Origin of the sequence: Sphingobium estronivorans (genome assembly GCF_008692605.1) — a bacterium.
In the GTDB taxonomy this organism is placed as follows: Bacteria; Pseudomonadota; Alphaproteobacteria; order Sphingomonadales; family Sphingomonadaceae; genus Sphingobium; species Sphingobium estronivorans.
The window spans coordinates 75426-88396 of record NZ_LFCT01000001.1; the positions used below are offsets into that span (position 1 = coordinate 75426).

Annotated in this window: 12 protein-coding genes; 3 read left to right on the forward strand and 9 right to left on the reverse strand. The window is 63.2% G+C overall.

Translation table 11 applies throughout. From position 1 onward, the window contains the following. Positions 1-10: 10 nt before the first annotated feature. The 3 genes from F7P65_RS00375 to F7P65_RS00385 are packed head-to-tail and all read right to left on the reverse strand — an operon-like array spanning position 11 to position 3713. Positions 11-1138, reverse strand: coding sequence for a TniQ family protein (locus F7P65_RS00375; RefSeq protein WP_150289899.1), 1128 nt, complete (start codon positions 1136-1138; stop codon positions 11-13). Continuing rightward, on the reverse strand, positions 1135-2058 hold the full coding sequence (locus F7P65_RS00380) for a TniB family NTP-binding protein (RefSeq protein WP_150289900.1): 924 nt from the start codon (positions 2056-2058) through the stop codon (positions 1135-1137). Before F7P65_RS00380 ends, F7P65_RS00375 begins: the two co-directional genes overlap by 4 nt. Then, the gene (locus tag F7P65_RS00385) at positions 2055-3713 is read right to left on the reverse strand and encodes a Mu transposase C-terminal domain-containing protein (protein ID WP_150289901.1); all 1659 of its coding nucleotides are present in this window, start codon (positions 3711-3713) and stop codon (positions 2055-2057) included. Before F7P65_RS00385 ends, F7P65_RS00380 begins: the two co-directional genes overlap by 4 nt. Before the next feature lie 191 nt (positions 3714-3904). Here F7P65_RS00385 and F7P65_RS00390 point away from each other — a divergent pair, with 191 nt between their 5' ends. Then, on the forward strand, positions 3905-5143 hold the full coding sequence (locus tag F7P65_RS00390) for an integrase (protein WP_150289902.1): 1239 nt from the start codon (positions 3905-3907) through the stop codon (positions 5141-5143). A 274-nt stretch (positions 5144-5417) separates the two neighbouring features. Here F7P65_RS00390 and F7P65_RS00395 read toward each other — a convergent pair whose 3' ends face one another. Both F7P65_RS00395 and F7P65_RS00400 read right to left on the reverse strand, forming a co-directional pair. After that, complete coding sequence (locus tag F7P65_RS00395; protein ID WP_205451849.1) at positions 5418-6062, reverse strand: hemerythrin domain-containing protein; 645 nt, start codon at positions 6060-6062, stop codon at positions 5418-5420. Continuing rightward, on the reverse strand, positions 6059-8131 hold the full coding sequence (locus F7P65_RS00400; protein ID WP_150289904.1) for a catalase: 2073 nt from the start codon (positions 8129-8131) through the stop codon (positions 6059-6061). Before F7P65_RS00400 ends, F7P65_RS00395 begins: the two co-directional genes overlap by 4 nt. A gap of 252 nt (positions 8132-8383) precedes the next feature. Here F7P65_RS00400 and F7P65_RS00405 point away from each other — a divergent pair, with 252 nt between their 5' ends. Both F7P65_RS00405 and F7P65_RS00410 read left to right on the forward strand, forming a co-directional pair. Next, entirely contained in the window at positions 8384-9175 is a 792-nt protein-coding gene (locus F7P65_RS00405) for an SDR family oxidoreductase (RefSeq protein WP_150289905.1), read from the forward strand. 4 nt (positions 9176-9179) lie between these two features. After that, positions 9180-10082, forward strand: a complete 903-nt coding sequence (locus F7P65_RS00410) for a glycoside hydrolase family protein (RefSeq protein WP_150289906.1) — start codon at positions 9180-9182, stop codon at positions 10080-10082. 10 nt (positions 10083-10092) lie between these two features. Here the strand turns inward: F7P65_RS00410 and F7P65_RS00415 are convergent, their stop codons facing one another. The 4 genes from F7P65_RS00415 to F7P65_RS00430 are packed head-to-tail and all read right to left on the reverse strand — an operon-like array spanning position 10093 to position 12969. After that, positions 10093-10542, reverse strand: coding sequence for a YidH family protein (locus F7P65_RS00415; RefSeq protein ID WP_338053866.1), 450 nt, complete (start codon positions 10540-10542; stop codon positions 10093-10095). Then, the gene (locus F7P65_RS00420; protein WP_150289907.1) at positions 10539-11198 is read right to left on the reverse strand and encodes an MBL fold metallo-hydrolase; all 660 of its coding nucleotides are present in this window, start codon (positions 11196-11198) and stop codon (positions 10539-10541) included. Before F7P65_RS00420 ends, F7P65_RS00415 begins: the two co-directional genes overlap by 4 nt. A gap of 47 nt (positions 11199-11245) precedes the next feature. Continuing rightward, positions 11246-11719, reverse strand: coding sequence for a hypothetical protein (locus F7P65_RS00425; RefSeq protein ID WP_150289908.1), 474 nt, complete (start codon positions 11717-11719; stop codon positions 11246-11248). A gap of 11 nt (positions 11720-11730) precedes the next feature. Next, on the reverse strand, positions 11731-12969 hold the full coding sequence (locus F7P65_RS00430) for a molybdopterin-dependent oxidoreductase (protein WP_150289909.1): 1239 nt from the start codon (positions 12967-12969) through the stop codon (positions 11731-11733). Positions 12970-12971 lie beyond the last annotated feature (2 nt).

A 12971-nucleotide genomic window follows, 5' to 3' on the forward strand; every position in this document is an offset into this window, starting at 1 on the left:
CGGGAGGGCGCTAAACCGTGCTCCGGAAGAGGCTTTCCAGGCTCTTGACGGCGTGGCGCAGCTGCCAAATCCGCTCACGTCTTTCGTTCCGCTGCCGCGCGGCGCTGACTTGCCTCTCCAGCGTCGACGAGCACGCTCGTCGATCCCGAACGAAGCGATCGACCGCACTGTCCGACGCTATCTGTGCGAGCAGGTCCAAAGCCGGTTCACCATCTTCTTCCCAGACGTTGCCCGTTTCGAAGCTGGAATCGAGAATTGCGGCGCAAATTGCAAGCACGCAGCGGCGGAGCGGAACTTCGGCGAGTGCCAATGGCATCTCGTAAGGTAGGTCTTGGTAGCAATCCTGACTTAGTGTGAGAGCCGGGCTTGCGAAGCGTTCGAACAGTAAGTCGCGCAAGGCAAGGCGGGCATGACACCGGCTGAGGAGGAGGCATATTTCGGACGTCTCCTCCAAGAGTTGCCGCGCCGAGGTGTTGTTGAAGCGGAACTGGTTCGGAACCTTTTCGCCGAGTGCCCCCCGTAGCGCTGCCTCGAAGGCGGCGATCTTGTCCCAGAAAGGCCGCGCTACCACCTCGACTTCGAGCGCCTTGGGGTGGGCGCGCTCCAGTGACCGGTGGCAATTGTTGCAAAACATGCGCGGCGGGCCGCGCGTTGCCCGCTTGATGGTCCAATTGCCACTCCCGCAGGTAATGCAGCGATCAAGCAGCGGCCATCGGTGCCGCGGGCAGAAACTCAAGGCGGCCACGACCCAATCAGCGCGGATGTAGGCGGTGCGGTCTGCCGCAAAGTCCTCTGCGAGACACCTGCTACACCAGGCCCGTCGCAAAGTTGGCTGCGGAATGCTGCCCCAGACGGGGTAATCGGGTGGGAAGTAGTGCCAGGCGATGAAGGGATCACTGATCTTCCGGTAGCGGAAGCCAAGCGCAAGGTGGGAGATCTTGTCGGGCGCTGCGTCGTAGCGCGCGGCGATCGCATGGATCATGGCCTGCTGAGGGTGGACGTCCGGATGGTGCCAATGGCCTTTGGCATCCTGATACGCACGAAAATTGGCATCGAACGGTGGTGGGTGCCCGCGCCGACGCCTCTCCAGCCACGAACTGAGCAGTTCGTCCGCGAATGGTTCTAACCACGCGCTCATGGCGCCCGTCGGCCGACCGTCTTCCGCTTGCTGGCCGAGGCATACATTGAGACCAGAGGTAGTGTCAGATCATCGTCGTCAAAGCTCTCGGCGTTGAGCATTTCACGCCCGTCGCGGATCGCCGCAACCGCAGCCGCCTCGATCAGTCGAAAGATGCGGCCCGTCACACCCTGGGTCAGGGCCAGCACGCGTTGGCGCGCTTCGGCGGTGTCGAGCTGAGAAAGACGCCTGAGGGGCAGCAGCCCTGAAAAGCTTGCGAGCAATTGGCGCAGTGCATGATCGTTGTGCCACGCCGTGAGCTCGAATGCACCAAACCGGTCGGCAAGGTTGGGATCTGTCAGTACCGCCATGCGCGCATCCTCGGTGCCCGCGCAGACGATCGGGATCTTGAGGTCGTTGGTCAGAAAGCGGATCGTGTTGAGGAACACCCGCTGTTGTCGCGGGGTACCGGCGAGCATCTTGTCGATCTCATCGAGGACCAGCACCTTGATCTCGACCTCGGCGAGCAATTGCCGGGCTTCGGCGCGCATCGTGCGCACCGACAATCGGCCGAGCTCGACGCAATTGAGCGCGGTCAGCAGCTCGGTGTAGAATTCCTCCTCGCTTGGCTCGGGCGGCATCTGGACGAGCACCACGGGCATCTTGCTGAGGCCGGTCGCGGTATCGAACTCGGGACCATGCAATTTGAAGAAGCGGTTCACAATCTCGGTCTTGCCCATGCCGGTTGAGCCAAACAGCAGCAGACAGGGCATCCGCCCTCGTGGCGGATAAATGACCAGGTCGTCCAGGTGGCGGAGTGCCGCTTCGGCCTGGGGCAAGGAAATCCAGCGGTCGCGGCGCAGCCAGTCGATCCGCGCCTCGTCAGTCAGCTCGGCGTACTCGCGATAAGCCGGGAAGAGGTGGCCGTAGAGTACGCTCATGATCGCTCCTCGATCGCGAGAGGAACGACTGGGCCTTCGAGTGTCGGACGGGGTGATTGCGCGTCCGCTTTGCGGGTCACGGCGAGATCGGGCGGCGGCTCGCCCCGGCCGAGCGCATCGACAAGACGCTGGGCAGAGCGGCGCGCTCCCCGGGTCTTGGCGACGGCTTCGAGCACGATCCGGCGCTGGGTGCTCACCATCTCGTACAGCATCTGTTCGTCGATGGCGCTGCGCCCGCGTTCGCGAAGCGCCCTCAGCGCATGGTCGTGCTCGAACTTGGTGATCGCCGGGCGCCGCTTGTCCCGCAGCGGTACGGTGACGTGCTCACCGCTCGGCAGTTCGAGATAGACGGCCGAGAGGTTGAGCGGGTTGTATTTGATCGGGAACTTGTGCGTGCTGTTAGCGATCAGCGCGGTGAGCGCCCCGTGCCAGTAGAATACGTGGAAGAGCTTGATCCCCTCGCGCCTGACCCGGCGCATCTCGAAGGGCAGGAAGTCGAGCAGGAAGCGCTCTTCGTCAACAGGCAGGCGCAGCGGGCCAGGGCGCCTGCTCAAGTTGTAGTGCCAGGCGGTCAACGGCGGCACGCCCAGCGCACTGTGGATGGTTCCGTGGTAGATCCCGACCTGCAGGGCGAACCATCGTTCGAATTCCTTTAAGGTCATGCAGGCCTTGCCCTCGGCGTCGTAGTCGCCCTTGTCCTTGACGTTCGAGAAGGTCGTGCCCGGCAGCAGATGCACTTCGCCGATGGTGGTGCCGATCAGGCGCTCTATGTGCCCGCCATAATGTGGGGTGCGCCGGGGGCGGTAATGCAGCTCGATCCCGAATTGTTGGCAGCCCCGCGTCAACGCGCGCGAATGGAATTCCGAAGCATTGTCGAGGTGGAGGACAACGGGCAGGCCGAAGACCGGCCAGGCGAAAGTCAGCTCCCGATCCGCCAACCAATCGTCCTTGGGCAGAACCGCATGGCGGATCGCCATACCGACCGAGGTCGCCGACGGGCTTTCCAGCGAAATGTAGAAGCCGGGGATTACCCGCGTCGCGACGTCGATCTGCAGGGTCAGCGTTGGCCGACCGAGCGGCCTCCTGAAGTACTCGTCGACGATGATGATGTCGGCAGGGGTGTGATCCATCTGCACGACCTTGAGCGGATAGTCCGCGTCATAGGAGGCCGTGACTGGGCGAAACCGATCCGCCGATGCCTTCGCGCCGTCTCGGGCCTTGATCAGGCGTGCTTTCTCGACGGCATTGACGCGAAGCACGATGGTCTGCCGGGCCGGTGGCCGCAGGTTCCGCTCGAGGCACGCATAGCGGATCTCCCGAACGAGTTGCGACAGCTTCGGTTTTGGGCGGCTGAGATAGAATTTCTCGATCTTGGCATCGATGACCCGGTCGAGCTCGGGTTCGAGCCGGGACCGACCCTTTGGGAAACCGTCGCGCTGGTCGACGAGTGAACTGGTCACCGGACATTCCCGGTACCTGGCGACAAGTTCGTAGATGCGCGACCTGCTCAAACCGAGCCCGGCTCCCGCTTCCATGATTGCATTGCGGCTCAACCGAGGCTCGGCGGCAAGCGCACGGATTGCGGGCTCGCGCTCGCAAGCTATGCGCCATTGGGTTGGTTCGACCCTCGTGAGGGCAGTACCCGTTTCGGCCATGACCTATCCCCGATTTTCGCCAGGGACTCGTGTTGCCGGGTCCGCCCGTATTGTAGCAAAATTGAGCGGTCAGGTCGAACGTCCAGAGGTATTCTTACATATGACCCACGCTGTTCCGTCGCTTGCGCGTCCGTCCGTATTCTTCAACTGACAGGGTGCGCTACAAGCCCGCCTGAGGAGCGCGGCGCGTCATGGCCACCGAAACCGCCCTGAAGGGGCCAGAAACCGCTGTGGCGCCGCCTGAGGCGGTTCTGCCGGCTGTCAGGGCGCCGGCCGACCTCGCGTGGACGATCGTGCAGATGCACGCCGGCGAGCGCATCACCGTCAACGAGGCGCTGATCGCCGCTTATCAGGCCGCCTCGTCACCCCACAGCATCCGCGCGCTTAAATCCGACATCGAGGCGTTCGACGCCTGGTGCCGGCGCACCAACCGGATCGCGTTGCCGGCAACGGCCGAGACGGTGGTTGACTATCTCGATGCGCGGGCGGGGAAGGGGAGCCGTCCCGCCTCGCTATCCCGGTACAAGGCGTCGATCGCCAAGATCCACCAGCTGCTCGACCTCAAAGACCCAACACCCGCGCCGCTGGTCAAGCTGCGGCTGCAGGCGGTGCGCCGTGAGAAGGGCGCGGCGCAGAAGCAGGCGCGGCCATTGCGGTTCAAGGGGCCGGTGCGCGACGTCGAGCGCGACAAGGCGCGCGGGCTCAACATCCGCGCTTTGCTCGAGAGCTGTGGAGACGATCTGCCGGGGCTGCGCGATCGCGCGCTGCTCTCTGCTGCCTACGATACTGGGCTGCGCGCCTCGGAGCTGGTGGCGGTTACCGTTGAGCATATTGAGGAAGCGATCGACCCCGAGGCGCGGCTGCTGCAGATCCTACGAAGCAAGGGCGATCAAGACGGGGAGGGGGCGACCGCCTATCTTAGCCCTCGGACCGTCGCGGCGATCGCGGCCTGGACTGTGGCGGCCGAGATCACGGCAGGGCCGCTGTTCCGGCGGGTGCAGGTGCGGCGCTACAAGGCGCGCGCAGCGGTGCGTGGTCGGCCGATCGACAGCATCTCGGGGCGGGAGACCTGGGACCTACGTAAGACGCTGTCCAAGCCTGCCGTGAAAGCGCGGGTCGAATATGACGTCGGCACCGTTGCGCTGCACCCGGGGTCGATCGGGCCGATCTTCCGGTCGATCATCCAGCGCGCGTTCGATCGTGGCGCTTTGCCCGATCTGACTGCGGAAGATCTGGCGCGGCTGCTGAAGGGGATCAGCGCGCACTCGACGCGGATCGGGCTCAACCAGGACCTGTTCGCCAGCGGCGAGGATCTGGCCGGAATCATGGACGCACTCCGGTGGAAATCGCCGCGCATGCCGCTCGCCTACAATCGCAATTTGGCTGCGGAGCAGGGGGCAGCGGGGCGGCTGATGGCAAAGATTGGGTAGAAACGACCTTGGGCGCGATAACGCGTTCGAAAGGCAAGATCGGTGCCAAATCCGTCAGCGCGGGTTTTCGGGGCCTATGAAAATCATCATTCCGCCGACCAGCAATCCGATAATCCTTTTGGCCGCCTTGAACCCTGCTTGCGCGCGGCTCTGAGCGAAGCCCGATTTAACGTAATCGACACAATCGGCCGCCTCGCCGCAGATAATGAGGCGGCGCATGTTCTGGTAGTAAAACGCGATTGGCGTTGTCAGGAAGCTTCGCGATTTGGCCCTCTCAGACCGGCTTCAACCTGATTTTCTTCTCGATCACCGCGGCCGCCTTTTCGGCTTTCTTGCGAGCGTTGAACACCTTGCGCATGTAGCGCTGATCCTGCTCGGTCAGCGTCTTTTCCGCTTCAAGGAACTGCTCGGTCTCCTCCTCGAGGATGTGATCGAGATATTCTTCCTTGAGGCCCGAAAAATGGCGCAGCCAACCCGGTGCGGTGATGTCGCGCGCGGCGGCATCCGCCATCAGCTTGTCGAGCTTATGATGATCGCCGACGGCGTGACGCGCGAACGGGGTTGTTTCCGGATTACGCATCACCGTCGACCACAATGCCTGCTCTTCGGCCGCGGCATGCCCATGAACATCGCGAACGAACTCGTCGAACAACGTTTTGCGCGCCGGATCCTTAGGGCTCGTCGCCTCGATCATCGATAATAGTGCACGATGCTTGTCGTGATCTTCCACCAGGCGCCCGAAGATTGCGGGGTTGCCACGGTATCGCGTTGCGGGCGTTGAGCCGAGCCGCGCCGACACATCTGGAGCAACCGTACGGGCTTCAGCAACAGAACTGGCCTTGGCTTCCCTTTGCGTAAGCGGACTCGCCGGGCGGGCCATTTTCGTTCCTTTGCCTTTGGGGGGAGCCGAGCCGCTCATGCGAGAGTCCGAAGCTTCGGCTCGCGGTCGTAAAACCGCTTGGCGGCAGCCTTCACGAAATCAGCGCCGACGTCGGTAACGCCATCATCAGGTTCAACACCTGCCTTCGCAAGCAGAGGCTGTGCTGCCGCGTTCGCGCCGATCGCTTTCAAATGGCCGAACGCGTCCATCGCCCATTGGATAGCTGCTCCTTCTTTCATCATCGCGGCACAGCCCGCTTCGGAGAGGATAATCGCCGCCGCATCGAAGATCTGGCTCGGAGAGCCAGCGAGCTGACCATCGGCCTTTTGCAAGCTCCCATCGGAAAGCTTGGCACCACCGACCTTGGGCGCGACGATCACGGCCTTGCCCTTAGCCTCAGTCACGGCGGTTACGACCGACTTCAGTTCGCCAGCGTCGGTGCCGTCAGCGATCAGGATGCCAACCGCGCGCCCTTCGAGAGTGTTCTTCATCTTCTTGTGGATGGAGAGCGCATCCGACACCGGCATGTCGAACGGCTCACGTGCTGCCTTGGCCTTATTCGGCAGGGGAATACCGAGGCCTGTCGCTACGCGCGCGGCAAGGTCCTCGTCGACGTTGCGCAAATTAGCAACCATCCGCGGCGGCACTTGGTCGAGCAGACCAACCTTGGACAACTCGAACACAAAAGATGAAGCGATATGCGCCTGCTCGCTTTCAGTCTGGGAACGATAAAATAGCCGGGCCTGGCTATAATGATCCGCGAAGGTTTCAGAGCGGATCCGTAGCTTATCTCCGGTCTCCTCAGGGCCGGTCGCGGCGTCAACGGTGGCAAATCCCGCCGGCGCCTCACGCGGGCCGCCATCCTCGCCGTGGGCAGCAAGGCTGTTCGGCTCGTAATTGGCGCGCCCCTTGGGAACCATGGTCTGCATCAGCCCGTCCCGCTGAAAATTGTGCATCGGGCAACGCGGAGCGTTGATCGGTATCTGATGGAAGTTGGTCGTGCCGAGCCGCGATTTTTGCGTGTCCAAGTAACTGAACAGCCGGCCTTGAAGCAGGGGATCGTTCGAAAAATCGATACCCGGTACGATGTTGGTCGGCAGGAAAGCGACCTGCTCGGTTTCGGCGAAGAAGTTATCGACGTTGCGGTTGAGCGTTAGCGTGCCAATCACGCGAAGCGGTACATCCTCTTCGGGGATGAGTTTAGTCGCGTCGAGCACGTCATAAGGCTGGGCGTTGGCAAAGGCCTCATCAAATACCTGGATCGCCAACTCCCACTCGGGAAAGGCTCCTGTATCGATCGCCTCAAACAGGTCGCGGCGATGGTAGTCATTGTCTGCCGCCTGGAGCTTCAGGGCCTCATCCCAGATCGTCGACTGAATGCCAAGCTTGGGCCGCCAGTGGAATTTGACGAAGCTCGCCTTGTCCTTGGAATTGACGAGCTTGAACGTGTGGACGCCGAAGCCTTCCATCATTCGTAGCGATCGCGGCAACACCCGATCGGACATCGCCCACATCAGCATGTGCGTGGTTTCGGGCATCAGCGACGCGAAATCCCAAAAGGTGTCGTGCGCCGTGCCCGCTTGAGGATAGGCGCGATCGGCCTCCATCTTCACGGCATGAACGAGGTCGGGAAATTTGATCGCATCCTGGATGAAGAACACCGGGATATTGTTGCCGACCAGATCCCAATTGCCTTCGCGCGTGTAGAATTTGACGGCAAACCCGCGCACGTCGCGCGGTGTGTCGACCGATCCTGCACCACCAGCGACGGTCGAGAAGCGCACGAACACTTCGGTCTTCTCGCCCTTGGTGAACACGGCCGCCTTCGAAAGGTCGGAAATATCGTCGGTTGCCTCGAACACGCCGTGCGCACCGGAACCGCGGGCATGGACGATCCGCTCGGGGATGCGCTCATGATCGAAGTGGAAGATCTTCTCACGAAGGACGAAATCCTCAAGCAAAGTCGGACCCCGCGCCCCGGACTTCAGGCTGTTCTGGTTGTCCGAAACCGGCATGCCATGATTGGTCGTCAGCATGTTTCCGCTCGCTGCCTGCTGATGGGTCTCACCGCCATTGCCGGCAGAAGTCTTGATGTCCTCGCTCGCCATGATGCTCTCCTGAAAGGCTGGCGACAGTGCCGCGCTATAGGCTAAACGCGTGAGCCTTGATTTAGGCTGGATCGGCCTGACCTATTTGCGAATAAATACGAGGGTCCGGATATTGGTGTAATCAAGATCAATCGTTTGGTGTTCAATCTCCCAGGATGATCGGACACGCGACCAGTCTTTAGCATGGACCCCGCCTGCAATTCTCTTCAGCCGGTCAAGGCACCCGAACCTGCGTCGAGAGTTACGTGCACCATGGCCGATGCTTCCTTTTCCAAACCGCCGCAGTCCGTCGCGATCGTTACCGGCGGCGAGTCCGGTATCGGCCGGGCGGCCGCTCTGAAGATCGCGATTGGGGGCACGCCCGTCGTCATCACTTACTTCGCTGATCGGGGCGCTGCCGATGCCGTGCTCGCGGAGATCGAGAACGCTGGAGGCCACGGCATCGCGGTGCAGACCGACGTCGGCGACGAGCAGGCGGTGGAAGCACTGTTCGCGCGCGCCGAGGCCGAGTTCGGCATTGTCGACCAGCTCGTAAATTCCGCAGGACTCAATATGTCCGGCGTGATGCTGCGCGACATGGCGCTCGCGCAGTTCGACCGGCTGATGCGTGCCGATCTTTACGGCCCGTTCCTGACTTGCCGGCGGATGGTGCGCGCGCTCGAGGATGCCGGACGAGGCGGTCGGATCGTCAATATCTCCTCGATCCACGAGAAAGCGCCCCGACCAGGCGGCGTCGACTACGACGCCGCCAAGGGTGGGCTGGCGCAGTTGACGGCAACGCTCGCGCTCGAACTCGCGCCGAAAAAGATCGCGGTCAACGGCGTCGCGCCGGGCATGATCCTGACGCCTATGAATCAAAGTGCGCTCGACCATCCCGACGAGCTGAAGCGTAAGGAGGCGGCGATCCCGTGGGGACGCGCGGGGACGCCCGAAGAGGTGGCCGAGCTCATCGCCTTCCTGCTGTCGCCTGCGGCCGACTATATCACCGGAACAACGGTGACGATCGACGGGGCGTTGTCGCTCACCGTGGCGCAGGGGGCCTGAGACGATGGTCGCCTATGTCGTCGAGGAGCTTCAGGACGTGACGCTCGATATCGCCGGACCGGAGGGCCGACTTGCCGGTCACGACCTGATGAGCCCGTTCGTCTGGACCGAGGGAAAGACGTTCCGTCTCCTCGTTCGTGTGCTCAACAACCCGCTCGGCCCGACCGATCCGACCGGGGTAATCTGGGGCGGCGATTCCGATGACGGCGTCATGTTCCGCATGCGCCATGTGCCAGCGATCGTCCCTGGCCCCAATCCCGACGATGCCGGCGGGTGCGAGGATCCCACCGTGGTGCGCGGCGAAGGTGGCAACTATCTCGTCTTCTATACCGGCGTCGATGCAGCCCGGTCGCAAGGGTCGCTGCTCGTCGCCAAGGGGCCGGAACTGACCGAGCTTCACGAGCAGCGCGTCATGCTCAAGGCGCCGAAAAGCGAAGGCAATATCAAGGAGGCGACGCTGGCACGGGGTTCCGATGGCCAGTACCGTCTGTTCTACGAATATGCCAAGGACGGCGCTTCGCGGATCGGCATGGCGGTCGGTCAGTCGGTCGAAGGTCCGTGGACGGTGGTCGATGACCCTTTCCCGATCCGCGAGGACGCGTGGGACAATTGGCATCTGTCGACCGGCCCCATCGTGCAGGAGGACGGCCGCGACCCGGTGATGTTCTACAATGGGGCGACGGTGGACGCGCGCTGGCGGATCGGCTGGGTGAGCTTTGCGCCCGACTTCAGCCATGTCACCGGCCGCGGCGTCGAACCCGTCCTGATGCCGCCTCCGGCCAAGGTGCGTGACGCGACCGATATCGCGTTCGCGGCGTCCTGCGTCGTGATGGGCGAAAATATCTGGCTCTACTACTCGCTCGAGGACAAGATCCTGCGTCGCGCACGCGTCCGCTATTACACGTGAGCGGCCGCCTTCAAGCGAGCCAGAGCCCGGCCAGCGCCGCGATCGACACCATGACCAGGAATCCGTTGACGAGGATCAATAGCCAGCCGGGTAGCTTCGCCGTGTCTGGCTTGGGCGGCGGCACGCCCGGCGAGAACTCGCGCCAGATCGCGGCTATGAAGCAAAAGGCGCTGAACAGGATCAGCACCGAGCCGGTGCCCGCGATCATCCAGTCGGGAACCAGCTTGTCGAGCAAGGCGCGCGCACCGATGCCGGCGGCCATGGCGGCAAGCCCGGTGCGCACCCAGGCGGCATAGGTCCGCTCGGCCGCGAGCACCGTCCGATCGGCGGCGAGAACAGTGCGGCGATCGGCGCTGTCGGTTTGCTGCTCGGCGCTGGTCGCGAGCTTGTCGGCGCTCTTTACCAACTGCTTGGCCGCATGGGCGGGCTTCGCGGGTTCTGGCGGAATGTCGTCAGTCACAGGTCGACCCCGTCACCGGGGTGCAGGAGCCGGTGAAAGGTCATGCCAGCTTCCTCGAAATAGGGCTGATAGGTATCGTAGCGCTGCGTCAGGAACCAGTCGCGGGCGTAGCCGTCGTGAACGGGGATGACTTGGCTCGGACGCATCGCCTTGGCGAACTCGTAGGCGCCGATCTCGGTGAGGAACGGCGCCATCACCGGCAGCGCCAGCGCCTCAATTCCAGAGAACTGGTGGAGCCGCTCGTCGAAGCTGTCGCCGGGATTGAGAAAGCGATCATTGACTAGGAACGCTAGGACGGTCGGAATCTCTGCGGCGAGGATCGGCTCGTGGCGCACCGGCAACGCACCGACCGTGAAGGGTCCAAGGTCCAGGCTTTCTTCTCCGACCTCGTCGGCACTAAAGCCCTGGCTGCGCAACATGGCTGCGACCTTCGTACCTCCAAATATTCGCGGCGCGTCGTCGCCGACGATGGTGCGTAGCGCCTGGCAGTCGAGATGATCGGGATGGCCGTGGGTGAACAGGATAAAATCCACATCGCTGAGGTCGCGAGGGTCGACGCGCCCATCGACGAACGAGAATTTGCCCGGGTCGAACAGCAGCCGCTTGCCCTCGAGCGTCAGCCTCAAGCAGCTATGGACAAATTTCTCGATACGCATCGGGCGCCTCCTTCATCCGATCAACGCGGCGCGCGGCGATAAGTCACTCAGCCAGTCCCGCCCGACGCGTCGGGAGCGACCTGACTTCCGGATTCCTTGCCGGCCGGCGCCGCGCTGCCCTGCTTCGCGCTCAGCGCCGTCAGATACTCGACAATCGCCGGGATATCCTTTTCAGCGACCGGCGCCTTGTAAACCTCCTTCATCTTGATGACCGTTGACTTCCATTGGTCCGACGTGAGCGCAGGCTGGGTCAGTGCCATGCTCGCCGAGTGGCACGACGTGCAGTTCGCGTTGATCACGTCGGCATGAGGGCCATCGGGATATTGCTGGTCGTCGATCGGCAGGTCGATGGCGGCCGAGGTCAGAGTGAACCCGCCGAATGCGACGTTAGAGGGGGCCGGCCCACTGGGCGCTGGCGGCGGCGGGGGCACATGGCTACCGGGCGGGCCGATCGCGATAAGGACGACGGCTGCAAGGCCGACCGCGCCGAACGAGAGCGTGCCGATTGAAGGGACTTTCATCTCGGCTCTCCTCAGGACGCGGTGATGTTGGTAGTTTCGATATTGCCGCGCATGAACCCGCCCGGGTTCCAGATCGGCGCCATCGGCTGCGCAATCCCTGCCGTATTCCAGCAGCGCGACATGAGACGCACATTGCCCCGGCCCGGCAGCGGCACCTGCGTATCCCAGCGGCGGAAGCTGTACTTGCCGTGATCGGGACCGAGCCGGGTGTGATACCAGGTGCGGCCGCCATCGGTGGAGACATCGACCTTGGCGACCCCGCAATCGCCGCCCATCGCGATGCCACCGAGCGGAATCGTCCGGTCATAGGCGATCGCCTGGCCCTCGCCGAGACTTGTCACCCAGGAGCGCGGGATCATCCGGTTGATCGGGACGGTCGGGAAGTCCTTTGCACCGGGCTTCACATTGGCACCCGGGGTCGCCGGGATCTTGTAAGCCTTGGCCATCCAATATTCGTCGTCGGGGCCGGGCAGCACCTCGATGTCGTTGAGCATCTTGACCCAGTAGGTCGAATACCAGCCCGGCACGATCAGCCGGCAGGGAAAGCCGTTGAGCAAGGGCAACTGCTCGCCGTTCATGCCGAAGGCGATCATCACCTCGCCGTCGCGGGCATGGTCGATGTCGAGCGCCTTCTCGAAATCCGGCGCGCCGGCGACGACGGGCTGGTCGAGCGCGCCGAAACGCACCTGCACCGCGCCGGGCTTCACGCCGGCAAAATCGAGGATGTCGCGCAGCCGGACGCCGAGCCATTTGGCATTGCCCATCGCACCATTGCCCCATTGTGCGCCGGGCACACGCGGCTGGAACAGGCCGCGGCTGTTGCCCGAGCACTGATTGACCGCCGCCATCTCGACGCGCGGCAATCGGAGCAGCTGCGCAAGGCTGATCGAAAGCGGTCTATTGACGTGGCCGCGGACCGTGAGCCGGAAAGTATCAACATCGATCGAGGTCGGGATGTCGGCCCAGTGCCAACGCACGAAAAACTGGTCGTTGGGCGTGAAAACGTCGCGGTCGAATACCTCCATCGGGGTTTCGAGCAGCGGCGGGTGCATGCGCTGAAGGATCATGCTGCCTTTGCCGGGAAAGGCGCTGGTCATCGGCCGCCCGGCATTGCCGCCGGGAAGATGCAGGTCGACGAGACTCTGCGCGAGTGCGGGGCCGGCAGCGAGCGCGGCGCCGCCAAGCGCGGCCTGACCCAGAAAGCGGCGACGACTGCTTTCAGCGGCGAGCCAGGTGTCGAACTTGTCCATAA